Origin of the sequence: Hymenobacter rubripertinctus (assembly GCF_003583925.1) — a bacterium.
Lineage (GTDB): Bacteria > Bacteroidota > Bacteroidia > Cytophagales > Hymenobacteraceae > Hymenobacter > Hymenobacter rubripertinctus.
Genome location: NZ_QYCN01000008.1, coordinates 58,931 through 84,035, shown reverse-complemented (window position 1 = coordinate 84,035; position 25,105 = coordinate 58,931). Strand labels below are relative to the sequence as shown.

The following is a 25,105-nucleotide window of genomic DNA, read 5'->3' as shown; positions in this document are numbered from 1 at the left end:
GTTTGGCAGCCCCCTTTTCATATGATTAGTTGTTCTACTTCCTACGACCCGCAGGCCTCGCAGCCTTCCGGGTCGTCCAGTGAGCAGGACATGTCCGAGGCGTTTTGGGCGGCTACGTTGAGCGGCTCCAGGGTTTCGGCGGCCTGCTTCTGCACCGTGAACTTGATGGCGTCGGCGGCGGCTTTGGTGCGCAGGTAGTACATGCCCGTTTTCAGGCCCCGCTTCCAGCTGTGGAAGTGCATGCTGGTGAGCTTGCCGAAGTTCACGTTCAGCACGTGCAGGTTCAGGCTCTGGCTCTGGCAGATGTACGCGCCCCGGTCGGCCGACATGTCGATGATGCGGCGCTGGGAAATCTCCCACACCGTTTTGTACAGGTCCTTGATGTTTTGCGGGATGCTGGCAATGTCCTGCACCGAGCCGTTGGCGGCAATGATAGCCGTCTTCATCTGCTCGTTCCAGAGGCCGAGCTTGATGAGGTCCTTGAGCAGGTGCTTATTCACCACCATAAACTCGCCGCTGAGCACCCGGCGCACGTAAATGTTGCTCGTGTAGGGCTCAAACGACTCGTTGTTGCCCAGAATCTGGGCGGTACTGGCCGTGGGCATGGGGGCCACCAGCAGCGAGTTGCGCGCGCCGTGCTCCATTACCTGGGCCCGCAGCGTGTCCCAGTCCCAGCGGCCCGAGTCGGGCGTTACGCCCCAGAGGTCGAACTGGAACTTGCCCTCGCTCAGGGGCGAGCCGGGGAAGGTTTCGTAGTGGCCGTCGCGCTGGGCCAGGTCCTTGGAGGCCGTCATGGCCGCGAAGTACAGCGTCTCGAAGATGTCCTTGTTCAGGCCGCTGGCTTCGTCGCTCTCGAAGGGCATGCGCAGGGCAATAAACGTATCGGCCAGCCCCTGCACGCCCAGCCCGATGGGGCGGTGGCGACGGTTGCTACGCTCGGCCTCGATAACGGGGTAGTAGTTGATGTCGATAACCTTGTTCAGGTTCAGCGTGGCGTGGTAGGTAACGTCATAGAGCTTCTGGTGGTCGAAGAACAGGTTGCCGGCCTCGTCGGGGCGCACGTAGCGGGGCAGGGCCAGCGAGGCGAGGTTGCAGACCGCAATTTCGTTTTCGTCGGTGTACTCCATAATCTCGGTGCAGAGGTTGGAGCTCTTGATGGTACCGAGGTTCTGCTGGTTGCTCTTGCCGTTGGCGGCGTCCTTGAACAGCATGTAGGGCGTGCCGGTCTCGGTCTGGCTTTCCAGGATGGCGAACCACAATTCCTGGGCCTTGATGGTGCGGCGGCCCTTGCCTTCGCGCTCGTACTTGAGGTAGAGCTTCTCGAACTCGGCGCCGTGGCTGGTGTCGAGGCCCGGGCACTCGTGGGGACACATCAGCGTCCAGTCGCCGTTGGCTTCCACCCGCTTCATGAACAAATCGGGCGTCCAGAGGGCAAAAAACAGGTCGCGGGCGCGCATCTCCTCCTTGCCGTGGTTCTTTTTCAGATCCAAGAAGTCGAAGATGTCGGCGTGCCAGGGCTCCAGGTAAATGGCGAAAGCGCCCTTGCGCTTCCCGCCGCCCTGGTCCACGTAGCGGGCCGTGTCGTTGAACACCTTCAGCATGGGCACGAGGCCGTTGGAGGTGCCGTTGGTGCCTTTGATGTAGGTGCCGGTGGCCCGCACGTTGTGCACGGCCAGCCCGATGCCGCCGGCGCTCTGCGAAATCAGGGCGCAGTTCTTCAGCGTGTCGTAAATGCCTTCGATGGAGTCGTCCTTCATCGTGAGCAGGAAGCAGGAGCTGAGCTGGGGCTTGGGCGTGCCGGCGTTGAAGAGCGTGGGCGTGGCGTGGGTAAACCACCGCTCGCTCATCAGCTCGTAGGTCTCAATGGCGGAGGCAATATCCTGCTTATGAATGCCCACGGCCACGCGCATGAGCATGTGCTGGGGCCGCTCCACCACCTTGCCATCAAGGCGCAGCAGGTAGCTGCGTTCCAGGGTTTTGAAGCCGAAGTAGTCGTAGTTGTAGTCGCGGTCGTAGATGATGGCCGAATCGAGGGTGGCGGCGTGCTGGTGCACGATTTCCCACACGTCCTGGGCCACGAGCGAGGCGTTTTCGCCCGTTTTCGGGTCCTCGTAGGTGTGCAGCCGCTTCATGGTGCTGCTGAACGACTTGCTGGTGACCTTGTGCAGGTTGCTCACGGCAATGCGGGCGGCCAGAATGGCGTAGTCGGGGTGCTTGGTGGTGAGCGAGGCGGCCGTTTCGGCGGCCAGGTTGTCGAGCTCAATCGTGGTTACGCCGTCGTAAATGCCGTCAATCACCTTTTTGGCCACCTCAATCGGCGACACGAAGTTCATGTTGAGCCCGTAGCAGAGCTTTTCGATGCGGGCCGTGACTTTATCGAATTTCACGGATTCGCGGCGGCCGTCGCGTTTGATTACCAACATAAGCGATGCGGGTTGAGGAAGGGAGGTAGTAGAGAAAGGCCCCGGCGGGCCGTTGCAGGCGGCCCGCCGAGGCGCGTATATCAGGTTCGGAACGCGGCTCCGGAGGCCAAAGCGCGGTCATTGATACCGGAAGATATTTCTATCTGGCCTTTAGGACAAACCTTCTTTTCAGAAGTTTTCCACATAGGCTTAAAACGGTGTAGTTCAGGCGGTTTTTCGATAATTGAATAGCGCTATGTTTCGTAATCGGCCCCGCAAAATCGGGTTGGCGGATTGCGGCGGAAGTGGTATTGCAGGGGAGCCGACGCCCGCAAAAAGCCCCGTCCTCCGAAGCGGAAGGCGGGGCTCTTTGCGGGAGGTACCGACGGGCGGCGGCCGGTTAGTGGAGCACCACCCGCAGCGTGGTGGTGCGCTGCTCATCGCGCAGGGTAGCCAGGTAGAGGCCCTTGGGCAGGTGGCGCAGGTCGAGTTGGTTGAGGGGGCCGCGCAGGGCCGCTTGCAGCACCACCTGGCCGCGCAGGTCGCGCAGGCAGAGGTCAGTGGCCGTGGCCGTGGTCCGGATGCTCAGGTAGTCGGTGGTGGGGTTGGGGAACAGCTGCACCGCGTTGGTGGCCGGGGCCGCGTTGGCCGTCAGCACGTTGCACGAGGCACCGAAGGCCGTATCGAGGTAGCGGAGGCGGTTGCCGAGCCAGGTGGCGGTGTAGGTCAGCTGGTCGGGCACGGGGTGGAAGTCGGCCCAGGCCAGCTGCTCCCGCTCGTACACGTTGTTCTGGGTCAGGTAGTTGTTATGGGTCCGGAACTTGGCCAGAATGTGGTCTTCGGTGAGGGTGCTGCGGCGCAGCTCAGCCCAGCGGGTGCGCAGCGCGGCCCGGAAGCCCGTGGCGGAGCAGTCCTGCCAGAGCCGGTCGTAGAAGCCGTTGGTGAGCAGGTCGTTCGTGACGTTGGCGGGGTTGCCGGTCCAGTCGGTGCCGAACACGCCATCCAGGTCCCAGGGCACGTAGAAGTACGGCTCGCCCTTCTTGTACTTGGCGATGTAGAGGTTTTTGCCGGTGTTGTCGGTGGCCCGGGTCAGGTTCAGGAACAGGTAGTAATCCACGGCGTTGCGCAGGTTGAACTTCTGCTGGACGGTGCTGAAGAACTCCTGGTCGGAACTGTTGCGCACAAAATCGGCGAAGTTGTAGAGGCTGCTCCAGTCGGTTTGCTCTTCGGGGTGCTTGTACTCGAAACCGCCCCAGGTTTTGGAGGCGTTATCGAAGGCCGGCAGCGCGCCGCTGAACGTCACGGCCGGACCCCAGTCGGCGCCTTTGTACAGCTCGCCCGTAATGCCGTTGCTGTACTTTTTCAGCTTGAGCTGCTTGCGGTCAATCCGTTCGGTGAGGGCGTACACGCCCTGGTAGGTCCCGTTCAGAAACAGCTCCACGTACTGGATGGCAATGCCACTTTTGGCCTCCGGCTCCTGGGTGCGGTAGTAGGGCTCGTGAATTTCCTGCCAAAGCTCGAAGCTGACCTTGTTGCGAACCCGCAGCGGCTCGTTGTACATGGCCTGGAGGTTGTACTTGTTGTCGGTGCGCATGCCCAGCAGCTGCACGTCGCGGGAGGCGGCCCCGGTGCTGTCTTTCCAGAAGCTCAGCTCGTAGGATTTCTTCGGGTAGGTCTGGGAATAACCGCCCCGGAACTCGATGCCCAGCGCCGACTCGGTCACGGTGCCGGCTGGTTCGGCCAGGCTGAGCCGGGCGTAGATGCTGGGCGTATCCTGGATGGGCTTGCGGGCTGTAATACTGACCACCGGCAGCTCCGTGAAGTACACCGAGAAGCGGGTGCCGTCGTGCTCGGCCTGGTAGGCTAGGTCGGTGGTAATGGTGGTCAGCGGCTGGCTGAAGGTGTAGGTTTCGTTTAGGTCCAGATGGGTTTTCTGGGTGCCCCCGGCATTGAGGTCGGTTGGCTTGCGGTTGATGAGGATAAGGTGTTTCTGCTGATCAATGTGATAAAACGTGGGCGCAATAGTCAGCGTGTCGGCAGTAGCGGAGCGGGGGCTTAGCAACGACCCACTCAGGGCCAGGCACAATAAAGCAGTAGCAATTCGAGGCATGAGACAGTTAGGAAGAAAATAAGGAATGAGTAGAACGTGACGTTGTTCGGCCGCCCCGTGGCGGGAGCTGTTGGCCGGCGTCAGCGACGCCCGGAATCCCGCGAGCATCCGGACGCGGATGCCGGAGCGGCAGGAAAAGATCAGAAGGACCGGAGAGCCCAGGGAAGGAAAGAACTGCTAATAGGATAATACATAGGAAAAGTCTGATAGAAAGGCATGACGTTAAGGGGGATAAAAACAAAAAATAAGTAATGGCCGGCAGCTGAATCTTCGCTGTAAAGACAGTAGTTTTAAGCTTCCCAATCAGCGCCTGGTCGGCCGGGTGGGCATTTTGTGGTGCGCATGGCCGGCCACCCATTGGTCGGGAATGCAGCATAGATTTCTACGTTCGGAGCGCGAAATAAGGCAGAAAGTTGCCCGGTTGGATAGCGGGTACCAATGTTCTTTATCGGGCTTTATTATTTATTTGAAAAGTGCCATGTTTGCTCGTCTTTGCGCCGGAATCTGTACCTGGCAACGCCCGCTGTTGCTGCTACTGGGGCTCCTGTTCACCACTCCGTTACTGGCGCAGCGCTTCGCCGCCATCGGCGACTACGGTTTCGCCGGCTCCGCGGAGCGCGACGTGGCCCAACTGGTAAAGAGCTGGGACCCGGAGTGCATTATCACGCTGGGCGACAACAACTACGATTTGGGTGATTCCATGACCATCGACCAGAACATCGGGCAGTATTACCACGAGTATATCCGCAACTACCGGGGCCGCTACGGGCCGCGGACCTCCACCGACCGGTTCTTCCCGTCTCTGGGCAACCACGACTACTACACCCGCAACGGCGAGGCCTACCGCGACTATTTCACGCTGCCCGGCAACGGCCGCTACTATGAGTTCGTGCGCGGCGACGTCCACTTCTTCGCCCTCGACAGCGACCCGGCCGAGCCCGACGGCATCACGGCCGACTCCCGGCAGGGCCAGTGGCTGCGCACCCGGCTGGCGGCCTCGCGGGCCCGCTGGAAGGTGGTCTACCTGCACCACGCGCCCTACTCCTCGGGCCTGCACGGCTCCGATAAAAAGCTGCAATGGCCCTTCCGGGAGTGGGGCGCGTCGGTGGTGCTGGCCGGCCACGACCACCACTACGAGCGGCTGCTGGTTGACGGGCTGCCGTATTTCGTGAACGGCCTCGGGGGCCGGAGCGTGCGCACCTACCGGCCCCAACTACCCGAGAGCAAGGCCATTTTCAACGGCAACTACGGGGCCATGCTCCTCAACGCCACCCCCGACAGCCTCACGTTCCAGTTCTTCACCCGCACTCGTCAGCTGGTCGACACTTACGTGCTGCGCCGGTCGCCCGAAGCCAGTCCGGTTCTGTATCCCGTCAGCCCGAACCCCCTGCAACAGGACGCGACGGTGGAGTTTTTTCTGCCCGCTGCCGCCACCGTGCAGTTGCGGGTGCTCAACGGGATTGGGCAGGAAGTAACCCGCCTCCAGGAGGGCTTCATGGCGGCTGGCTGGCACCGCCTGCCCCTGGTGCGCCGGCCGCTGGCGGCGGGCATCTACTTCCTGCAACTGCGCAGCCACAACTTCTCGCGGGTCCAGCGCTTGGTGGTGAACTAAGGGCCGGGCAGACAGGCAGCAGGGTAGGGCTGTTTTAGTGCTTACGCCACCAGAGCCACCCGCCAACTGCCACCAGCACCGCCCCGGCCACTAGCGCCGCAATGGTTATGTCTGGCCCAAAAGCCTTGCAGGAACAGTTCTGAAAAACGGGCTGCCCCTTGATGCGTAGCCGACGGCGGCAGAAGGCGCAGGACGTCCGGCTGGGGTCGGTTTGGCCCGGGAGAGGCCACTGGTTGCGGGGCTGGATCATGGATTGGTGCAGAATTCAAATGAGTTCTACGGCTTTCGTGGCGGGCTTCCTGTCTCGTTGCCGGGCATGCTTCTGGCGCAACCGCCCCCAACAATTCTCGTTTGGCCTTCGCGCTTCATACGGTGAGACGGGCAATGGTAACCCAGCGGTAATCCAGCACAAAGCCCCGACTCCGCAGGCGCGGAATCGGGGCTTTGCATTTCGCCAGCAATGCCGGACGCTTAAAAGTCCTCGTCGAGGGAGAAGGCGTTTTCGGTCCGCTCGCTCATTACGCCGGCCTTTTGGTACTCGGCCACGCGCTTCTCGAAGAAGTTGGTTTTACCCTGGAGCGAAATCATTTCCATGAAATCGAAGGGGTTGGTAGCGTTGTAGATGCGGCTGTACCCCAACGATTCGAGCAGGCGGTCGGCTACGAACTCGATGTACTGGTTCATGCTCTTGGCGTTCATCCCAATCAGGTTCACGGGCAGCGCGTCGGTCACGAATTCCTGCTCGATTTCCACCGCGTCGCGGATGATTTCCTGGACCCGGGCTTCGGGCAGCTTGTTCTGGAGGTGGTCCTTGTAGAGCAGGCAGGCGAAGTCGCAGTGCAGGCCCTCGTCGCGGGAAATCAGCTCGTTGCTGAAGGTGAGGCCGGGCATGAGGCCGCGCTTCTTGAGCCAGAAAATAGAGCAGAACGAGCCGGAGAAGAAGATGCCTTCCACGGCCGCGAAAGCAATTAGGCGCTCGGTGAAGTTCTCCGAGTTGATCCACTTAATGGCCCAGTCGCCTTTTTTCTTCACGCAGGGTACCGTTTCGAGGGCGTTGAAGAGGTAGTCCTTTTGCTTGGGGTCTTTGATGTAGGTGTCAATCAGCAGCGAATACGTTTCGGAGTGGATGTTTTCCATCATCACCTGGAAGCCGTAGAAGCAGCGGGCCTCGGCCATCTGCACTTCCTGCATGAAGTTGATGGCCAGGTTCTCGTTCACAATGCCGTCGGAGGCCGCGAAGAAGGCCAGCACGTGGGAAATGAAGTGCCGCTCGCCGTCGTTGAGGTTGTCCCAGTCCTTCTGGTCCTGGCTCAGGTCAATTTCCTCGGCCGTCCAGAACGAGGCCTCGGCCTTCTTGTAGAACTGCCACACGTCGTCGTGCTGAATGGGGAAAAGAACGAAGCGGTTCGGGTTCTCGGTGAGTAGCGGTTCCATGGCAGCAGGGGTAAAATACGTAAGATCAGTCCGGCTTTGCGCCGCCGGGGGGGCAGTGTTAGCCTAACCCAAGTCCGCCGGCAAAGTTTGCCCGGCCGGCGGGGGTGGCCGAATGTCAAAGATAAACCGCGCAGTCGGGAACGAGGACCTGGGTCCGGCATTTTTTCCGTGTTAAGTTTTGCCTATGCCGCTAAGCTGCTGAGCATTGGTCGAATTGGTTGAGCAGGCCCTATTTGGCGGCGGAAAGCAAAAAAATAAAAAAGTTATCCACATTTGTGGTGTGGACAATTGCAGTTATCCACAAAAAAACTATTCGCGTACCCGCCGGCGCGTTCCTGCATAAAGGCTTTCAGGGGCTCTAAAGGCAGGAGTGATGAGGTTTAATGAGTTAGGGTTTGCATATGTGAGCGGATACTTCTACTTTTGCCTTCCATTTTTCAGAAACCGCCAAGACGCCGATGTACGCAATTGTCAACATAGCCGGGAAGCAGACCAAGGTCGAAGCCAATAAATTTGTATATGCCCACCGTTTGGCTGGCAACGTCGGCGACGAGGTGCAGCTGGGCAAGGCCCTGCTGACCGATGATAACGGGACGCTCACCATCGGTTCGCCGCTGCTGGACGTGACCGTGACCGGTACCATCCTCGCTCACGTGAAGGGTGATAAGGTGCTCGTGTTCAAGAAGAAGCGCCGCAAGGGTTACAAGAAGCTGAACGGCCACCGTCAGCAGTTCACCAAAGTAATGATCAACAGCATCGCCTAGTTGAATAAGCTGTTAGCTGATGGCTGTTAGCTGTTAGCTCTCCGTTCAACTGGCTTGCTCTCACAAAAAGCTAATAGCTAACCGCTATCAGCTAACAGCTCCAATAAAATGGCACACAAGAAAGGCGTAGGTAGCTCTAATAACGGCCGCGAATCGGAATCCAAGCGCTTGGGCGTGAAGATCTTCGGCGGTCAGTCCATCATTTCCGGCAACATCATCGTGCGGCAGCGCGGCACCAAGCACCACCCCGGCCAGAACGTGGGAATGGGCAAGGACCACACCCTGTTTGCCATGATCGACGGCACGGTGCAGTTCCGCAAGGGCCGCAAAGACCGTTCGTTCGTGTCGGTAGTAGCCGCTGCCGTAGAGGCTTCGGAAGTACACACGTCGGCCAACGCTTCGGCGGCCGAGTAGTTTTTGAGCGGTTAGCCAACAGCCACCGGCTGCGGGCTTTCGTTCTACGGCGAAGCTCCCGCCGGCTCTTTCCTGCATCAGGGAAAGAGCCGGCGGGAGCTTTTGTGCTGGAGCCCGCCAGTGAGTATACGAGCAGGCTATCGGCCAGTAGCTATGCGCCAATGGCTCTTTTATAGATGAATACTTCGTCTTCGCCCAGGCGGAACTGCTCCTGGAGGCCGGTGAGGCCTAGCGTGGGGGCCGGTACGCCGCCGCCAAGGACCTTGGGCGCGCGAATAACCCGCGCCTCATCCCAGAGGCCATCCCGGAGCAGGGAATTGAGCACGGTGGGGCCGCCTTCCACCAGCACCGACTGAACTTTCTGCTCGTGCAAATGCCGCAGGATGCGCGGAAACAGGTCGTCGGCTTCGGGTAGCGTCACGTACTCCACGTTGTGCTTGCCCGCCCGTTCGCGGTAAGTGAAAACGAGCGTAGGCTGGGAGCCATCGAAGAGGTAATGGGTGGGCGGCAGGCTCAGGTTCTTATCGATGACGAGGCGGACGGGATTTTGGCCGGGCCACTCGCGCACGTTCAGGCGGGGGTTGTCGTGCAGGGCAGTGCGGGTGCCTACCAGGATGGCGTGCTCCTCGGCCCGCCACTGGTGCACCGCCACCCGGGCCAGCTCCCCGCTGATGGGCACCGGCTGAAAGTAGGGTCCGGCCAGGTAGCCGTCGGCGGTTTCGGCCCACTTGAGCACCACGTAGGGTCGCTGCTGCTCCTGAAACGTGAAGAAGCGCCGGTTCAGCCAGCGGCCCTCGGCCTCCAGTACCCCCGTTTCCACTGTTATGCCCGCGTCGCGCAGCCTCTGTAGGCCCCGGCCGGCCACCAGCGGGTTGGGGTCGAGGTTGCAGATGATGACATCGGCTACTTGCTTCTCAATGAGCAAATCGGCGCAGGGGGGCGTTTGGCCGTGGTGGGCGCAGGGCTCCAGCGTCACGTAGACCCGGCTGCGGGGCAGCAGTTCCGGCTCCGTAACGCTGTTGATGGCGTTGACTTCGGCGTGGGGGCCGCCATACTGCCGGTGCCAGCCTTCCCCGATAACGCGGCCTTCGTGGGTGATAACGCAGCCCACCAGCGGGTTAGGCCGGGCGTAGCCGGTGCCGAGCCGGGCCAGATCGAGGGCGCGGCGCATCATCAGCAGGTCGAATTCGGAAGCGGTGAAGGGCATGAGTAGGTGGGGTAGGGTAGGGCTTGTTGCACCGGCCCAGCGGGAGGGGCGATGGAACGGGGCGGTTGCCAGCGAAGATACGCGCCCCGCCCAAACAGGCCGCTTTCGGCCGTACTTTTGCCCGCATGCCCACACTCCGCCAGCTTACCACCGACCTCAGCACCGCTCTGCAAGCCCTCTACGATACCCCCGAAGCCGAGGCCATAGCCACGCAGGTACTAGAACATCTGCTGGCCCTGACACCTCTACAACGATTAATACAGGGGCAGGAGGAAGTGGGGGCGGATGAGCGCCTGGCCGGGCTGCCCGGAATTCAGGCCCGGCTGCTGGGCCACGAGCCGTTGCAGTACGTGCTGGGCGTGGCCCACTTTGCCGGGCTGGAGCTGGACGTAACGCCCGCCACCCTCATTCCGCGGCCCGAAACCGAGGAGCTGGTGGCCCTGATTGCCCGCGAGCAGCGCGGCCGCGCCGGCCTGCGGGTGCTGGACGTGGGCACCGGCTCGGGCTGCATTCCGCTGGCCCTGGCCGAACGCCTGCCCGGCTGCCAGCTCACGGCCGTGGATATTTCGGGGGAAGCCCTGGCCGTGGCCCGGCGCAATGCCGCCCGCTATGAGGTGACCGTTGATTTTCAGCAACTGGATATTCTAAGGGAGACTCCTCAACTGGCCGGGCCGCTGGACGTGCTGGTGAGCAACCCGCCCTACGTACTGGAAAATGAGCGCCCCCTGATGCGCCCCAACGTGCTGGCCTTCGAACCCGCCACCGCCCTGTTCGTGCCCGACCACGACCCGCTGCTCTTCTACCGCCGCATTGCCGGGCTGGGCCGGAAGCTGCTGAAACCCGGCGGCACGCTGTACTTTGAAATCAATGAGCAGTTTGCCTCCGAAACCTTGGCTCTGTTGCAGGAACTGGGCTACGGCGGAGCCGTTACGCACGCTGATATATTCGACCGGCCCCGGATGGTGCGGGCCACGTGGCCGGGCCTGCCGAAAGGGGCCTAACGAAAAGATAACAGGGGGCTGGTGGCGGGAGTGAGCCGCATTGCCCCGGCCATAGCGCGGTTGCCCCACCAATTGTCAGCCGGCCACAAACTTCAACTTCCCACCACACTATCAAAATCCTTACCTTTGCTGGCTCAATCAAGGCCCACTTACCCCTCTCGCATGTCCGACGCTTCCGGTTACTACGCCCACCCAACTGCCGTCCTCGATGAGGGCTGCCGCGTGGGAGCCGGCTGCCGGATCTGGCATTTCTCGCACGTGAGTAGCCATGCGGTGTTGGGCGAGGGCTGCAACCTGGGGCAGAACGTGTTTGTGGCTGATGGCGTGATGCTGGGCCGCAACGTGAAAGTGCAGAACAACGTGAGCCTGTACGCCGGCGTGGAATGCGCCGATGACGTCTTCCTGGGACCCTCGGTGGTGTTTACCAACGTGCGCAACCCCCGCGCCGCCGTGCCCCGCCGCGGCGATGCCCATTACCTGCCTACCCGCCTGGGCCGGGGGGTAAGCATCGGGGCCAACAGTACCATCGTGTGCGGCGTGACGCTGGGCGAGTTCGCCTTTGTGGGGGCTGGCTCGGTGGTTACGCGCGACGTGCTGGCCTACTCCCTGGTGTACGGCAACCCCGCCCGGCCCCAGGGCTGGATGAGCGCCCACGGCCACCAGCTCGCCTTCGACGCGGCCGGCCACGCCACTTGTCCCGAAAGCCGCGACCAGTACCAGCTAACCGACGGCTGCGTTTCCCGTATCAGCCCCGAAGCGTCGGGAAGCTCCTCGCAACCCGTTAGCAAGTCGAATACTTGCCTCTAGTATTCTCAGACCCCAAGTCCTCCAGTCTCTAAGACCCTAATCGTGTACGACCAACTAGTTCAGAAAGAGGCCACGCTGGCCGTTATCGGCCTCGGCTACGTAGGCCTGCCGATTGCCCTCGAATTCGCCCGCAAAATCAAGGTTATTGGGTTCGATATCAATGCCAAGCGCGTCGAAATGATGCGCGGCCACGTGGACCCCAGCGGGGAGCTGACGGCCGAGGATTTCGTGGGCTGCGACATCGAGTTCACCGACTCGCTGGAAGTGCTGCGCGCGGCCACGTTCTTCGTGGTGGCCGTGCCCACGCCCATCGACGAGCACGCCCAGCCCGACCTCAAGCCCTTGCTCGGCGCCTCGTCGTCGGTGGGTAAAGTGCTCAAGAAAGGCGACTACGTGGTGTTCGAAAGCACCGTGTATCCCGGCTGCACCGAGGATGACTGCATTCCGGTGATGGAAAAGCACTCGGGCCTGAGCTTCGCCGCTGGCGACTTCAAGGTGGGCTATTCGCCCGAGCGCATCAACCCCGGCGACAAGGAGCACACGCTCAGCAGCATCGTGAAGGTGGTGGCTGGTTGTGATGCCGAGTCGCTGGAGGAAATTGCCCAGACCTACGAGCTGGTGGTGAAGGCCGGCGTGCACCGGGCCAGCAGCATCAAGGTGGCCGAGGCGGCCAAAATCATCGAAAATACCCAGCGCGACGTAAATATTGCGCTGATGAACGAGCTATCGATGATTTTCGACCGCATGAACATCAACACCTATGAGGTGCTGGAAGCGGCCGGCACCAAGTGGAACTTCCTCAAGTTCTCGCCCGGTCTGGTGGGTGGCCACTGCATCGGCGTCGACCCCTACTACCTCACCTATAAGGCCAAGGAGCTGGGCTACGATGCCAAGGTAATTCTGAGCGGCCGGACCACCAACGACAACATGGGGGCCTACATCGCGCGCAAAACTGTGCAGATGATGATCAAAAAAGGCAAGGACGTGGCCAAAAGCCGCGTGCTGGTAATGGGGGCCACCTTCAAGGAAAACGTGGAGGACATCCGCAACTCTAAAGTCGCCGACGTGATTCAGGAGCTGAAGAACTTCTCGGTGAACGTGGACATCGTGGACCCCCACGCCGACTCCGAAGAGCTGCACCACGAGTACGGCTTCCGCCTGACCCCCGCCGACCAGGTGCGTACCGACTACGACGCCGTAGTGGTAGCCGTGAGCCATCAGCCCTACACCGAGCACGACGAGGCCTATTTCCAGTCCATCACCGGCGACGATGCGGTGCTGGTCGACATCAAAGGCCTGTTCCGCGGCAAGGTGAAGCAAATGCAATACTGGAGCCTGTAAATACTTAGCTGTTAGCTGAGCGCTGTTAGCTGGTAGCTTCCGTTGGGAAGCCCGGTTGATAAGCTACCAGCTACCAGCGCTCAGCTAACAGCTAAAAAAGATGCAGAAGATACTGGTAACGGGCGGAGCGGGCTACATTGGTTCGCACGCGGTGGTGGAGTTGTATCAGGCCGGTTTTCAGCCGGTTATCATTGATAACTTCGCCAATTCGCAGGAGTCGGCGCTGCATGGGGTGGAAAGCATTCTGGGCGTGAAGGTGCCACTGCACCGCATCGACTGCAACGACGCCGAGGCGCTGCGGGCCGTGTTTGCCGAGGAAGGCAGCCTGCGCGGCGTGATTCACTTTGCGGCCTATAAAGCGGTGGGCGAGTCGTTGCAGAAGCCGCTGGAGTACTACCAGAACAACGTGGGCTCGTTGCTGACGCTGCTGACGGTGATGCGCGAGTTTGGGGTGGCGGCGCTGGTATTTTCATCTTCCTGTACCGTGTACGGCACGCCCGATGTGCTGCCCGTAACCGAGCAGACGCCCACCAAGCAGGCCAACTCGCCCTACGGCGCTACCAAGCAGATGGGCGAGGACATCCTGCGCGACGTAGCCGCCGCGCCGGGCAACACGCTGCGCACCATTCTGCTGCGCTACTTCAACCCGATCGGAGCCCATGCGTCGGCCAAAATCGGCGAGCTGCCGTTGGGCGTGCCCCAGAACCTGATTCCGTACGTGACCCAGACGGCGGCCGGCATCCGCGAGCAGCTCACCATCAACGGCGACACGTACGACACGCCCGACGGTACCAACATCCGCGACTACGTGCACGTGGTGGACCTGGCTAAGGCCCACGTAGTGGCCGTGCAGCGCTTGTTAGCCGGCACCGGCGAGCTGGTAGAAACCTTCAACGTAGGCACCGGCCGCGGCAACTCGGTGCTGGAAGTGGTGCAGGCCTTCGAGCGCGCCACCGGCGTCAAGCTCAACTATAAAATAGGCCCGCCCCGCCCCGGCGACGTGCCCGCCATCTACGCCGACGTCACCAAATCGGTGCAGCAGCTGGGCTTCCAAACGTCTTCTTCGCTGGAAGAAGCCCTGGGCAGCGCCTGGAAGTGGCAGCTTTCCTTAGCTGATTCGTAAGCTGATAGCCAATAGCTGTTCGCTGACAGCTCTACGTTCAAACAGACTATTCAACAGAAAGCTAACAGCTAACAGCTGTCAGCTAAAAGCTCAAGAAAATGAAAATCATCATCACCGGCGGAGCCGGCTTCATTGGGTCGCACGTGGTGCGCCTGTTCGTGACCAAGTATCCGGAGTATCAGATTCTGAACCTGGATGCGCTGACGTATGCCGGCAATCTGGAAAACCTGCGCGACGTGGAATCGGCACCTAACTACCGGCTGGTGAAGGGCGATATTACGGATCAGGCTTTCGTGGACGAGTTGTTTGCTCGCGAGGAGCCCGACGCGGTGATTCATTTGGCCGCCGAAAGCCACGTGGACCGCAGCATTACCGACCCGCTGGCCTTCGTGAAGACCAACGTGCTGGGCACGGTGCACCTGCTGAATGCCGCCAAAAACCTGTGGAAGCCGCTGGGCTACGAGGGCAAAGTGTTCTACCACGTGAGCACCGACGAGGTGTACGGCTCGCTGGACTTCGGCCCCGAGATGTTCACGGAGGACACCAGCTACGACCCCCGCTCGCCCTATTCGGCCAGCAAGGCGGCGTCCGACCACTTCGTGCGGGCCTGGCACCACACCTACCACATGCCGATTAAGCTGAGCAACTGCTCGAATAACTACGGCCCCAACCACTTCCCTGAAAAGCTCATTCCGCTGGCCATCCACCGCATCCAGCACGGCGAGGCCATTCCGGTGTACGGCAAGGGCGAAAACGTGCGCGACTGGCTGTTCGTGAAAGACCACGCCACCGCCATCGACGCCGTGTTCCACAAGGGCACGGTGGGCGAAACCTACAACATCGGCGGCGTGAACGAGTGGGCCAACCTGGAGCTCATCCACCTGCTCTGCGACACGCTGGATGAGAAAACCGGCAAGGAGAAAGGCACCTCCCGCCAGCTCATCAAGTTCGTCACCGACCGCGCCGGTCACGACCTGCGTTACGCCATCGACAGCAGCAAAATCATGAACGAGCTGGGCTGGAAACCGTCTGTGACCTTCGAACAAGGCCTGGGCCTGACCGTAGACTGGTACCTGGAAAACGAAACCTGGCTCAACAACGTCACCAGCGGCGCTTACCAGGACTATTACCAGAAACAATACGCTCAGCGCTAAGGAGCTGAGTAATTCTGAATTATGAATTTTGAATTATGAATTGCTCTGAGTTATCGGCCTGGACCAAGCCATAATTCAAAATTCATAATTCATAATTCAGAATTATAAAATGTACGAAACTCCTTTTCACGACCGGCCGCTCGATAACCTCAGCTTCCTCGTCACCGGCGGGGCCGGCTTCATCGGCTCGAACCTGGTGGAATATCTGTTGAAGTACGGTGCCAAAGAGGTGCGCGTGCTCGACAACTTCTCCAATGGCTTCCGCAAGAATGTAGCCCTGTTTGAAAGTAACCCCGCCCTGCGCGTAATTGAGGGCGACATCCGCGACCGGCAGGTTTGCATTGATGCCTGCCAGGGAATTGACGTGGTGCTGCACCAGGCCGCGCTGGGCTCCGTGCCACGCTCCATCAACGACCCGATTACGAGCAACGACGTGAACGTGGGCGGCTTCGTGAACATGCTGGTAGGTGCTAAAGAGGCCGGCGTGAAGCGGTTTGTGTACGCAGCCTCTAGCTCCACTTACGGCGACCACCAGGCTTTGCCCAAGGTGGAGGACCGCATCGGTAAGCCCCTGTCGCCCTACGCCGTCACCAAGTACGCCAACGAGCTGTACGCCGACGTGTTCGGCAAGACCTACGGCATGGAAATCATCGGCCTGCGCTACTTCAACATTTTCGGCCCGCGCCAGGACCCGAATGGGGCCTACGCGGCCGTTATTCCGCTCTTCATTGATGCCGTGCTGGAGGGCCGCCCGCCCCGCATGAACGGCGACGGCGGCCAGACCCGCGACTTCACGTTCGTGGAAAACTGCGTGCAGGCCAACATCAAGGCCGCGCTGGTTGACAGCAAGGAGGCCGTAAACCAGGTCTACAACGTGGCCGTGGCCGACCGCACGTCCCTCAACGACCTGTTCAACATCCTCAAAGCCGAAGCCGGCTCCGACATCGTGCCCGAGTACGGCCCCGACCGCGCCGGCGACATCCGCGACTCGCTGGCCGATATCAGCAAGGCGAAAAACCTGCTCGGCTACGAGCCGAAAGTGCGGATTCAGGAAGGCTTGCAGAAGACGCTGGACTGGTTCAAGACCCACCAGGAGTTCATTGCCGAGCGGAACTAGTCCGTTTGTCATCCTGAGCGGAGCGAAGGATCTTATCAGGCCAGCACGAGTCGTTATAACGATTGTTGTTTACTGGGTATAAGATTCTTCGCTCCACTCAGGATGACAGGCTGTTATTCAAGATCAACAGACCCCAACACCACTACTATGAAAGGTATCATCCTTGCCGGCGGTTCCGGCACCCGATTGCACCCGCTTACGCTGGCCGTCTCCAAGCAGATGATGCCCGTGTACGACAAGCCGATGGTGTACTACCCGCTGTCGATTCTGATGATGGCGGGCATCCGCGAAATCCTCATCATCACCACGCCCCACGATCAGGACCAGTTCAAAAAGCTGTTGGGCGACGGCTCGAAGCTGGGCTGCCGGTTCGAGTACGTGGTGCAGGAAGTGCCCAACGGGCTGGCCCAGGCCTTCGTGCTGGGTGCCGATTTCATCGGCTCCGACAAGGTAGCGCTGGTGCTCGGCGACAACATCTTCCACGGCGAAGGCATGGAGGAGCTGCTCAAGAGCAACAACGACCCCCAGGGCGGCGTGGTGTACGCCTACCACGTGCACGACCCCGAGCGCTATGGCGTGGTCGAGTTCGATGCCAACAACAAGGCTCTTAGCATCGAGGAGAAGCCGGAAAAGCCCAAGAGCAACTACGCCGTGCCGGGCCTGTACTTTTACGACAACGACGTAGTGCAGATTGCCCGCGACCTGAAGCCCAGTTCCCGCGGCGAGTACGAAATCACCGATGTCAACCAGGAATACCTGCGTCGGGGCAAGCTCAAAGTGGGCATCCTGGGCCGCGGTACTGCCTGGCTCGATACGGGCACCTTTGAGAGCCTGATGCAGGCCGGTGAGTTTGTGCGGGTATTGGAACAGCGCCAGGGCCTGAAGGTGGGCTCGATTGAAGAAGTGGCCTACCGCCAGGGCTTCATCGACGCCGACCAGCTGCGCACCATTGCCGAGCCGTTGCGCAAAAGCGGCTACGGCGACTACCTCATGCGCCTGCCCGAACAGCTGCTGATGTAAGCGGTGAAGTGGTAAAAGAACGGTCATTCTGAGCGAAGGCGGAGCCGAAGTCGAAGAATCTCGCGTGCTAAAGTAATCCTGTCGTCAGGAGTTAGCATTGCACGCGAGATTCTTCGACTTCGGCTCCGCCTTCGCTCAGAATGACCGTTCTTTTCTACCACCTTACCAAATCACTCCCGCCGCCAGCGCGGCGCCCACGATGAGGTAGGAGGGGAGCTTGTCCCAGAGCAGGAGCAGGAAAGTGGCCCCGACGAGGGCCAGGTTGACGGGCGTATCGGGCAGCGGGTGGTAGAGCAGGAAGGTGGCCGCCCAGACCAGCCCGGCCGATACGGCGTTGATGCCCTCCAGCGAGGCCTGCACCACCCGGTAACGCTTGAGCTGGTCCCAGAACCGGATCAGGAAGAAGATAAGCAGCGTGCCGGGCATAAAAATGCCGACCGACCCCACCAGGGCGCCCAGCAGTTGCCCGCTCAGGCCCTGGTGCTCGGGCCGCATGGCCAGCGCCCCAATGTAGGCCGCAAACGAGAAATTGGGCCCCGGCAGTGCTTGCACGAGTCCCAGACCCGACAGGAACTCCTCCGACGTGAGGTAGTGCTTGAACTCGACGAACTCGGTGTAGAGCAGCGGGGCCAGCACCTGCCCGCCCCCGAACACGAGGCTGCCGTTGCGGTAGAAATTCTCGAACAGCCGCACCGGCAGCGACTGGGTGTACTGGCCCAATACGGCCGCCCCAATCAGCACGCCCAGCCAGAGCACGAAGTTGGCCCACTCTATTTGCAGCGGGAGCTTGTCCTGCTGAGGTATTTTGCCGTAGCGGAAAGCCGTCGTCAGGCCGCCGGCTACCAGCAACAGGGGCATCAGCCAGGGCACCTGCACCCAGTACACCAGCAGGGCCGCCGCTACCATCAGGCCCACCGAGGTTTTGGTATGAATAACTTTCTGGGCAATCTTGTAGGCCGAATACGCCACGAAGCCCACCGCCACCGGCTGCACGTACTGCACCAGCCGCATCACCAGGTCCTTATCGAGGTAGCTGATGGAGAGGCCGGCCACCGTCATGATGCACACGGCCGGCAGCATCCAGATCAGCAGGGTGAGGTAGGCCAGATTGGGGCCGCCGAGCCGGAAACCGATGGCCGTGATGGTTTGGGTGGAAGTGGGGCCGGGCAGAATCTGGCAGAGCGCCATGAGCTCCAGCAGCTCGGGGGCCGTCAGGTAGCGGCGCTTATCCACCAGCAGCCGCAGCATCATGGCCAGGTGAGCCTGCGGGCCGCCGAAGGCCGTCAGGCCCAGCGCCGCCACATCTTTAAGGAAGATAACGTTGCGCACCCGCTTCACCTGCGGGCTGCGGCGCGGCGGCGGAGTTAGCTGAATATCGTCGGGGGGCAGCGCGGTCAAGTCCGGGAGCACGAAGCGGAAGGTAGGGGCGTAACAAGATACAGGTTGCGCACTGATTCAACTGCTGGCGGGTTGCACTTTCACGCGGATAAAGCGAAAATATAACGCAAGAAAGCCCGTTCCGAACCGGAACGGGCTTTCTTGGTGTCGTCACTGCGAGTGGAAGCGTTTGGGTTATTTCTTCTTGAGGCCCAACTCAATGAGGCGCTCATTGAGGAATTCGCCGGCCGTGATGTCGGCTTCCTGCTTGGGGTTTTCGGCCGTTACGCAGCTGTCGAGGGCCGCCAGGCTCATTTCTGAGCGCGGGTGCATGAAGAACGGGATGCTGTAGCGTGAGGAGTTCATCTTCTCGCGGGCCGGGTTCACTACCCGGTGAATGGTGCTCTTGAGCACCCCGTTGGTCAGGCGCTGGAGCATGTCGCCCACGTTCACCACAATCTGGTCGGGCAGGGCCGTGATGGCAATCCACTTGCCGTCGCGGCGCTTCACTTGCAGGCCGTCGGCCGAAGCGCCCATGAGCAGGGTAATCAGGTTGATGTCGCCGTGCTCGGCGGCGCGTACGGCGTCGGCCGGCACCTCATCGGGGTTCTCGATGGGGTAGTAATGGATGGGGCGCAGGATGGAGTTGCCGTTGCGCACCTTGTCGTCGAAGTAGTTTTCGGGCAGCTCCAGGTAGAGGGCAATGGCGCGCAGCACGTCCTTGCCGGCCGCCTCCAGGGTGCGGTAGGTCAGGCGGGACGTGTCGGCAAAGCTGGCTACTTCCGAGGGCCAGATGTTGTCCGGGTATTCGGCCCCGATGGGGTCGTTGGCGTCGTCGACCTCCTGGCCCACGTGGTAGAACTCCTTCAGGTCGCCGGTATTGCGGCCCTTGGCGTGCTCCTTGCCCTTGCTCACGTAGCCGCGCTGGCCGGCCAGCTCCGGCTTTTCGTACTGCTGCTTCACGTCGTCGGGCAGCGTGAAGAAGGATTTTACGTCGGCGTAGAGCTTGTCGGTCTGGTCGTTGCTGAGGCCGTGGTTTTTGAGGGCCACGAAGCCGATGCTCTGGTAAGCCTGGCCCAGGGCCTGCACGAAGCGGGCCTTGCGCTCGGAGTCGCCGGAGCGGAAATCAGCCAGGTCGAGGGACGGAATAGCGTCCAGCAATTTATCTTCCATCGGAATGCTAAAAAGTGTACTGGTGGGGGGAAAGTGCGTACGGCGCAAGTTACTCAAAAACCAGTGCTGTCGCGCACGGGTCAGCAAAGCAGGGCGCGAAGTGCAACAGCAGAAGCCGAATTTACGTCCATAGGTTCTATGCCGGGCAAACTACAATTCGTAACAGGGTCAAATCGAACTTTAACCGAGTGATTTGGCCTGTTCAGCGGCTACAACGCCCATCATACTGGATTTTTCCCCTTTCTTGGCCCGCCTTCACGGGCTGCTCCCCCGGGAAGCGGTACTTTTAGCACCGGCTGTTGCGCACCACTTTGGCCGTGTGCCTGACAGTGGCTTTTGGCGAAGTGCCTGAAAGTGCTTTAGCAGGCAATGGAACCTTCAACGCGCGCGCCCCGGCCGGATGCCTTTCGCCGGAGCGCGAAACTTCCACCCGCGTTAGGACGTCTTCAGAGTTCGTAAGTGTGTCAGCCAGCACGTCAGCCGACACGTAATTCCTCCCGCAAGCCTTGCTTTGACCTTGGTCTATGAATAGTAAAAAGATAGTGTTGTTGTGGGGACTGGTAGCGGGGATGAGTACGATGGGGCAGGCGCAGCACGCAGTGTGGGCAGCCAAGGTGGTAGATGTATCGTCCCAGAAAACCGATGGCAAGGAGCCCTTCTCGCCCGAGAAGGTGCTGGGGGAACCCAACGCCATTCCTCTCGGGCAGGCCAGCAATGAAGCCTGGATTCCGAAAAAATCCGGCAACAGTGAGTTCATCGAAATTCGCTTTGTGAAGTCGGTCATTGCCCGGCAGGTGACGGTAGTGGAGAATTTCAACCCCGGTTCCATCACCACCATCGAGTTGGTTGATACTCGTGGCAACAAGCACCCGGTATACGAAAACAATACGCCCGGCCCAATTCCCGAGCAGTTCCGCACCCTGCAGGTCACTTTCGCGGCGGGTACCTACCGCACCATTGGGGTGGTGGTGACCATGAACACGAAAGCCGTGAACGGCGTGAATCAGATTGACGCTATCGGCGTGGCCGACGTGGTGGATACGATGGTGAAGAAGGAGTTCAAGAACGACGAGAGTATCGTGAGCTTCGACTCGGCCATGGTGAACCTGGGACCCACGGTGAACTCCAAGTACGTGGATACCCACCCGGTCATTTCGCCCGATGGCCGCACCCTGTTCTTTGCCCGCCAGGAAAGCCCCCAGAATACCGGTGGCTCCCGCGACGTGCAGGATGTGTGGTTCAGCACGCTGGCCAATGCGGAGAAGAAATCCTGGAACCCAGCCAAAAACATCGGCAGCCCCATCAACACCCCCAACGACCCCAATGGCGTGGCCTCCGTATCGGCCAACGGCCAGCAGCTGCTGGTGATTGGCGTGTACCAGCCCGATGGCACCATCGTGCCCAAGGGACCCAGCATGACCCGGCGCACGGCCACCGGCTGGACCAAGCCGGAGAAGGTGGAAATTGAGGACTACTACAACGATGACGCCGAGCACGTGGACTTCTTCCTGGCTACTTCGGGCAAGGTGATGCTCATGGCCGTGCAGCGCAAGGACGGCCAGGGGGAGCAGGATTTGTACGTCTGCTTCCTCAAGCCCGATGGTAAGAGTTGGACCCGGCCCCGCAACCTGGGGACCAGCATCAACACGAAAAAGCCAGAGTTTGCCCCCTTCCTGGCCTCCGACAACAAAACCCTCTACTTCGCCTCCGAGGGCCACGGCGGTTACGGCAAGAGCGACGTGTTCTACTCCAAGCGCCTCGACGACAGCTGGACCAACTGGACCAAGCCCCGCAACCTGGGTTCCACGGTGAACTCGCCCGACTTCGACGCCTACTACGTGGTGTCGGCGGCCGGCGAGGATGCTTATCTGGTATCGGACCGCAAGGGCATTGACGGTTCCAAGGACATCTTCCGCATCAACCTGACGCCCACGTTCCGGCCCGAAGTAGTAACGCTCGTGCGCGGGCGGGTGCTGGATGCCGCTTCCAAGAAGCCGGTGGCCGCTACTATCCGCTACGAAAACCTGCTGACCGGCGAGGAAATCGGGGTGGCCGAAACCAGTCCGATTGACGGTTCTTACACTATCGTGCTGCCTTCGGGAACCCAGTATGGCTACCGGGCCGAAGCCAAGGACTACCTGGCCGAATCGGATAACCTGGACGTAACTGACCGCCAGAAGTATTCGGAGGTAACCCAGGATTTGTATCTGGTGCCCTTCGCCGTGGGCCAGACCATCAAGCTCAACAACATCTTCTTCGCCCAAAGCAAGTATTACCTACGCGAAAATTCCTACCCGGAGCTGCTGCGCCTGGTGAAAATTCTGAAAGATTATCCGCAGGTTGAAATCAAGCTGGAAGGCCACACCGACAACCAGGGCGACCCATTGCTGAACGTAAAGCTGAGCCTCGACCGCGTGAATGAGGTAAAGAAATACCTCGTGCAGAAAGGCATTGCCGGCACCCGCATCACCACCGAAGGCTTCGGCGGCAGCAAGCCCGTAGCCAGCAACGACCAGGAAGAAACCCGCAAGCTCAACCGCCGCGTCGAGTTCCGGATCACGAAAAAGTAGGCTTGTTTTAAGCGGTTAGCTGAGAGCCATTAGCTGTTAGCTCAACTGCCCGGTAACCCCGTGGCACAAAGTAAAAGGACCTTACTCAACCAGAACGATTCGTTCGGGTCAAGTAAGGTCCTTTCTTCGTCGGGGCGTTGAATGGTCAGGCTAACAGCTAATGGCTCCCAGCTAACAGCTCCAAAAAATCAGCTTAGCCGGGTTTCGTCGCGGCCGGGCTTGGTGCTGCTGTTCTGGTTGCCGGGGTTGGCGATGGAGTCGCGCATATCGGTATCAGACTGGATGTTGCGCATTTTGTAGTAGTCCATGATGCCGAGGTTGCCGTTGCGGAAGGCTTCGGCCATGGCCTTCGGGATTTCGGCTTCGGCCTCGACTACGCGGGCCTTGGCTTCCTGGGTTTTGGCGCGATTCTCCTGCTCCACGGCTACGGCCATGGCCCGGCGCTCTTCGGCTTTGGCTTCGGCCACCTTGAGGTCGGCCGTGGCCTGGTCAATCTGGAGCTTGGCCCCGATGTTTTCCCCGATGTCGATGTCGGCAATGTCGATGGACAGGATTTCGAAGGCCGTGCCCGCGTCAAGGCCCTTGCTGAGCACGAGCTTGGAAATTTTGTCGGGGTTTTCGAGCACCTCCTTGTGGGAGCGCGAGGAGCCGATGCTGGTGACGATACCCTCACCCACGCGGGCCAGAATGGTTTCCTCGCCGGCCCCGCCCACGAGCTGGGCAATGTTGGCGCGCACCGTTACGCGGGCCTTGGCGATGAGCTGAATGCCATCCTGGGCCACGGCAGCCACATTGGGCGTGTTAATCACCTTGGGATTTACGCTCGTCGTGACGGCCGCAAATACGTCGCGCCCGGCCAGATCAATGGCGGTGGCCTGCTTGAACGTGAGCGGGATGTTGGCCTTGTCGGCCGAAATCAAGGCCTTGATGACGCTGGGCACGTTGCCGCCAGCCAGGTAGTGGGTCTCCAGGTCGTTGGCCGTGAGGGCCAGGCCGGCCTTGGTGGAGGTAATCATGGAGTTCACGATCAGGGACGGCGGCACCTTGCGCACCCGCATAAACGCGAGCTGGAACAGGCTGATGCGCACGCCCGAAAACAGCGCCGTAATCCAGAGGCTGATCGGAAAAAAGTACAGGAACACCAGCAGCACAATACCGCCCACAATGAGCGGAAAGAAGGGAGAGTTAATCAGCATACGAAATAGGGAGTTGGTGAGTATTCAGTTGCCCGTGTTCAGTGTCCAGTTGCCCGTGTTCAGTTGCCAGTTCGTTCTCAACACTGGCCACTGGCCACTGAAATCAGACGATTTGCTGCACGACGATGCGGTTTTGCTCGATGCCGACGACCTGCACGTCGGAGCCGGCGGCCACGAACTCACCGCGGGTCGTGACTTCGCGGCGGGCCTCGGCGAAGAGGGCCGTGCCGGCGGGGCGCAGGGCCGAAAGCGTGCGGCCCACGGTGCCGGGCAGCACGTCGGCGTGACGTGCATCAAGCACGTGGCCGTGGTTTTCCTGGGTGAGGGCCATGCGGTTGAGGTTGCGGGGCCGCAGCCCCACATAGACCAGTGCCCCGATGAATACGGCCGAGGCCGCGAGTAGCAGGTGGCCCGTAGAGGTGCCCAGGTCGCGGTAGCTGAACCAGATGCCGGCCGCCAGCAGCCCGAAGCCCACCAGCCCGACCACCGTAGTGCCGGGAATGAAAATCACTTCGACTACCAGGAAGGCCAGGCCGAAAAAGAGAAGGAGCGCAATCGTCAGCCAGTCCATACACATAGCAGTTTGGTTGGGAAAAGATACACAAACCTACGGCGCTAAGCCCCGGCCTTTCTTTATTTTGTGCCCGCCACCTCCTTTGCAATACCCAACCCTATGCGCCCTATGCTCCCAAACCCGGCCGGTCGGCTGCTTGAGCTGGTCCGCGCCGTTCCCGGCCTGTCGGCGGCGGAAGCGGCGGCATTCGTGGCCCGTTGGCAGCCCGTGCCCCCGCTCCGGCGCGGCGACTTTCTGATCCGGCCGGGACAGGTGGAGCAGCGGCTCTACTTCGTGGGCCAGGGGGTACTGCGCATCTGTTACCCAACCGAAGCCGAGGACATCTGCGTCGGATTTGGGTACGAGGCCACGCTGCTTTGCTCATTCCCGTCGTTTATCAGCCAGCAGCCTTCCGAATACGCCATTCAGGCGTTGCGGCGGAGCGAGCTGCTAAGCATCGGACGGGCGGAGTTTATGGGCAGTCTGGACCAGATTCCGGCTCTGGCGCATTTCTGGCGGGCCGAGTTGGAGCGCAACCTGCTGGGCCGGATTGAGCGCGAAATCGATTTGCTGCTTCCCGAACCCGCCCGCCGCTACGCGCGGCTGCTGGCGCGTAGCCCCCAGCTTTTTCAACGGGTGCCGCACAAATACATTGCCTCCTACCTGCGCATGACGCCCGAAACCCTGAGCCGCCTGCGCTGAAGGCCGGGCCGAGCCGGGTGAGGTCCCA

20 protein-coding genes are annotated in these 25,105 nt (G+C 60.8%); 12 read left to right on the top strand and 8 right to left on the bottom strand.

Annotated elements, in window-relative coordinates:
* Positions 1–41: 41 nt before the first annotated feature.
* Both D0T11_RS07125 and D0T11_RS07120 read right to left on the bottom strand, forming a co-directional pair.
* The gene (locus D0T11_RS07125) at positions 42–2,423 is read right to left on the bottom strand and encodes a ribonucleoside-diphosphate reductase subunit alpha (protein WP_119655091.1); all 2,382 of its coding nucleotides are present in this window, start codon (positions 2,421–2,423) and stop codon (positions 42–44) included.
* A 379-nt stretch (positions 2,424–2,802) separates the two neighbouring features.
* Positions 2,803–4,512 (bottom strand): CotH kinase family protein, encoded by a 1,710-nt coding sequence (locus D0T11_RS07120; RefSeq protein ID WP_182888291.1) that lies wholly within the window; start codon positions 4,510–4,512, stop codon positions 2,803–2,805.
* Positions 4,513–4,990: 478 nt separating this feature from the next.
* On the opposite strand from D0T11_RS07120, the gene D0T11_RS07115 reads away from it, so the two are divergent.
* Positions 4,991–6,124 carry a metallophosphoesterase gene (locus tag D0T11_RS07115; protein WP_182888290.1) on the top strand — a complete coding sequence of 378 codons (1,134 nt, stop codon included), beginning with the start codon at positions 4,991–4,993 and terminating at the stop codon, positions 6,122–6,124.
* Between the two features lie 471 nt (positions 6,125–6,595).
* Here the strand turns inward: D0T11_RS07115 and D0T11_RS07110 are convergent, their stop codons facing one another.
* Positions 6,596–7,558, bottom strand: coding sequence for a ribonucleoside-diphosphate reductase small subunit (locus D0T11_RS07110; RefSeq protein WP_119655088.1), 963 nt, complete (start codon positions 7,556–7,558; stop codon positions 6,596–6,598).
* A gap of 458 nt (positions 7,559–8,016) precedes the next feature.
* Here D0T11_RS07110 and rplU point away from each other — a divergent pair, with 458 nt between their 5' ends.
* Together rplU and rpmA are read left to right on the top strand one after the other, a co-directional pair.
* Complete coding sequence (rplU, locus tag D0T11_RS07105) at positions 8,017–8,322, top strand: 50S ribosomal protein L21 (RefSeq protein ID WP_088462851.1); 306 nt, start codon at positions 8,017–8,019, stop codon at positions 8,320–8,322.
* A 108-nt stretch (positions 8,323–8,430) separates the two neighbouring features.
* Positions 8,431–8,736 (top strand): 50S ribosomal protein L27, encoded by a 306-nt coding sequence (gene rpmA / locus D0T11_RS07100; RefSeq protein WP_119655087.1) that lies wholly within the window; start codon positions 8,431–8,433, stop codon positions 8,734–8,736.
* Positions 8,737–8,887: 151 nt separating this feature from the next.
* Here rpmA and ribD read toward each other — a convergent pair whose 3' ends face one another.
* Entirely contained in the window at positions 8,888–9,943 is a 1,056-nt protein-coding gene (gene ribD, locus D0T11_RS07095) for a bifunctional diaminohydroxyphosphoribosylaminopyrimidine deaminase/5-amino-6-(5-phosphoribosylamino)uracil reductase RibD (RefSeq protein WP_119655086.1), read from the bottom strand.
* 125 nt (positions 9,944–10,068) lie between these two features.
* On the opposite strand from ribD, the gene prmC reads away from it, so the two are divergent.
* The 7 genes from prmC to rfbA all read left to right on the top strand — a co-directional run bounded on the left by prmC (position 10,069) and on the right by rfbA (position 17,506).
* Positions 10,069–10,944 (top strand): peptide chain release factor N(5)-glutamine methyltransferase, encoded by an 876-nt coding sequence (prmC, locus tag D0T11_RS07090; protein WP_119655085.1) that lies wholly within the window; start codon positions 10,069–10,071, stop codon positions 10,942–10,944.
* Between the two features lie 162 nt (positions 10,945–11,106).
* Positions 11,107–11,751 carry an acyltransferase gene (locus tag D0T11_RS07085; protein ID WP_119655084.1) on the top strand — a complete coding sequence of 215 codons (645 nt, stop codon included), beginning with the start codon at positions 11,107–11,109 and terminating at the stop codon, positions 11,749–11,751.
* A 42-nt stretch (positions 11,752–11,793) separates the two neighbouring features.
* Positions 11,794–13,092 carry a nucleotide sugar dehydrogenase gene (locus D0T11_RS07080; RefSeq protein WP_119655083.1) on the top strand — a complete coding sequence of 433 codons (1,299 nt, stop codon included), beginning with the start codon at positions 11,794–11,796 and terminating at the stop codon, positions 13,090–13,092.
* Between the two features lie 100 nt (positions 13,093–13,192).
* A complete protein-coding gene (gene galE / locus D0T11_RS07075; RefSeq protein ID WP_119655082.1) occupies positions 13,193–14,215 on the top strand; it encodes a UDP-glucose 4-epimerase GalE in 1,023 nt (340 codons plus the stop codon).
* Positions 14,216–14,313: 98 nt separating this feature from the next.
* Positions 14,314–15,369: a dTDP-glucose 4,6-dehydratase gene (rfbB, locus tag D0T11_RS07070; RefSeq protein WP_119655081.1), complete on the top strand. Its 1,056-nt coding sequence runs from the start codon at positions 14,314–14,316 to the stop codon at positions 15,367–15,369.
* A gap of 109 nt (positions 15,370–15,478) precedes the next feature.
* Positions 15,479–16,486, top strand: coding sequence for an SDR family oxidoreductase (locus tag D0T11_RS07065; RefSeq protein WP_119655080.1), 1,008 nt, complete (start codon positions 15,479–15,481; stop codon positions 16,484–16,486).
* Positions 16,487–16,633: 147 nt separating this feature from the next.
* Complete coding sequence (rfbA, locus tag D0T11_RS07060; RefSeq protein ID WP_119655079.1) at positions 16,634–17,506, top strand: glucose-1-phosphate thymidylyltransferase RfbA; 873 nt, start codon at positions 16,634–16,636, stop codon at positions 17,504–17,506.
* 162 nt (positions 17,507–17,668) lie between these two features.
* On the opposite strand, the gene chrA is transcribed toward rfbA, so the two are convergent.
* Positions 17,669–18,895 (bottom strand): chromate efflux transporter, encoded by a 1,227-nt coding sequence (gene chrA / locus D0T11_RS07055; protein WP_380282981.1) that lies wholly within the window; start codon positions 18,893–18,895, stop codon positions 17,669–17,671.
* Between the two features lie 183 nt (positions 18,896–19,078).
* A complete protein-coding gene (locus D0T11_RS07050; protein ID WP_119655077.1) occupies positions 19,079–20,056 on the bottom strand; it encodes an isopenicillin N synthase family dioxygenase in 978 nt (325 codons plus the stop codon).
* Positions 20,057–20,580: 524 nt separating this feature from the next.
* Here D0T11_RS07050 and D0T11_RS07045 point away from each other — a divergent pair.
* On the top strand, positions 20,581–22,626 hold the full coding sequence (locus tag D0T11_RS07045) for an OmpA family protein (protein WP_119655076.1): 2,046 nt from the start codon (positions 20,581–20,583) through the stop codon (positions 22,624–22,626).
* 188 nt (positions 22,627–22,814) lie between these two features.
* Here D0T11_RS07045 and floA read toward each other — a convergent pair whose 3' ends face one another.
* Both floA and D0T11_RS07035 read right to left on the bottom strand, forming a co-directional pair.
* Positions 22,815–23,822 carry a flotillin-like protein FloA gene (gene floA, locus D0T11_RS07040; protein ID WP_119655075.1) on the bottom strand — a complete coding sequence of 336 codons (1,008 nt, stop codon included), beginning with the start codon at positions 23,820–23,822 and terminating at the stop codon, positions 22,815–22,817.
* Between the two features lie 103 nt (positions 23,823–23,925).
* The gene (locus D0T11_RS07035; protein WP_182888289.1) at positions 23,926–24,393 is read right to left on the bottom strand and encodes an NfeD family protein; all 468 of its coding nucleotides are present in this window, start codon (positions 24,391–24,393) and stop codon (positions 23,926–23,928) included.
* 111 nt (positions 24,394–24,504) lie between these two features.
* On the opposite strand from D0T11_RS07035, the gene D0T11_RS07030 reads away from it, so the two are divergent.
* Positions 24,505–25,077: a Crp/Fnr family transcriptional regulator gene (locus tag D0T11_RS07030; protein WP_182888288.1), complete on the top strand. Its 573-nt coding sequence runs from the start codon at positions 24,505–24,507 to the stop codon at positions 25,075–25,077.
* The last annotated feature ends 28 nt before the right edge of the window (positions 25,078–25,105 follow it).

What these genes read in the sequence shown, in the direction of transcription:
- D0T11_RS07125 (WP_119655091.1), bottom strand. Translation starts at nt 2,423, where the DNA reads ATGTTGGTAATCAAACGCGACGGCCGCCGCGAATCCGTGAAATTCGAT.
- D0T11_RS07120 (WP_182888291.1), bottom strand. Translation starts at nt 4,512, where the DNA reads ATGCCTCGAATTGCTACTGCTTTATTGTGCCTGGCCCTGAGTGGGTCG.
- D0T11_RS07115 (WP_182888290.1), top strand. Translation starts at nt 4,991, where the DNA reads ATGTTTGCTCGTCTTTGCGCCGGAATCTGTACCTGGCAACGCCCGCTG.
- D0T11_RS07110 (WP_119655088.1), bottom strand. Translation starts at nt 7,558, where the DNA reads ATGGAACCGCTACTCACCGAGAACCCGAACCGCTTCGTTCTTTTCCCC.
- rplU (WP_088462851.1), top strand. Translation starts at nt 8,017, where the DNA reads ATGTACGCAATTGTCAACATAGCCGGGAAGCAGACCAAGGTCGAAGCC.
- rpmA (WP_119655087.1), top strand. Translation starts at nt 8,431, where the DNA reads ATGGCACACAAGAAAGGCGTAGGTAGCTCTAATAACGGCCGCGAATCG.
- ribD (WP_119655086.1), bottom strand. Translation starts at nt 9,943, where the DNA reads ATGCCCTTCACCGCTTCCGAATTCGACCTGCTGATGATGCGCCGCGCC.
- prmC (WP_119655085.1), top strand. Translation starts at nt 10,069, where the DNA reads ATGCCCACACTCCGCCAGCTTACCACCGACCTCAGCACCGCTCTGCAA.
- D0T11_RS07085 (WP_119655084.1), top strand. Translation starts at nt 11,107, where the DNA reads ATGTCCGACGCTTCCGGTTACTACGCCCACCCAACTGCCGTCCTCGAT.
- galE (WP_119655082.1), top strand. Translation starts at nt 13,193, where the DNA reads ATGCAGAAGATACTGGTAACGGGCGGAGCGGGCTACATTGGTTCGCAC.
- rfbB (WP_119655081.1), top strand. Translation starts at nt 14,314, where the DNA reads ATGAAAATCATCATCACCGGCGGAGCCGGCTTCATTGGGTCGCACGTG.
- D0T11_RS07065 (WP_119655080.1), top strand. Translation starts at nt 15,479, where the DNA reads ATGTACGAAACTCCTTTTCACGACCGGCCGCTCGATAACCTCAGCTTC.
- rfbA (WP_119655079.1), top strand. Translation starts at nt 16,634, where the DNA reads ATGAAAGGTATCATCCTTGCCGGCGGTTCCGGCACCCGATTGCACCCG.
- D0T11_RS07050 (WP_119655077.1), bottom strand. Translation starts at nt 20,056, where the DNA reads ATGGAAGATAAATTGCTGGACGCTATTCCGTCCCTCGACCTGGCTGAT.
- D0T11_RS07045 (WP_119655076.1), top strand. Translation starts at nt 20,581, where the DNA reads ATGAATAGTAAAAAGATAGTGTTGTTGTGGGGACTGGTAGCGGGGATG.
- floA (WP_119655075.1), bottom strand. Translation starts at nt 23,822, where the DNA reads ATGCTGATTAACTCTCCCTTCTTTCCGCTCATTGTGGGCGGTATTGTG.
- D0T11_RS07035 (WP_182888289.1), bottom strand. Translation starts at nt 24,393, where the DNA reads ATGGACTGGCTGACGATTGCGCTCCTTCTCTTTTTCGGCCTGGCCTTC.
- D0T11_RS07030 (WP_182888288.1), top strand. Translation starts at nt 24,505, where the DNA reads ATGCTCCCAAACCCGGCCGGTCGGCTGCTTGAGCTGGTCCGCGCCGTT.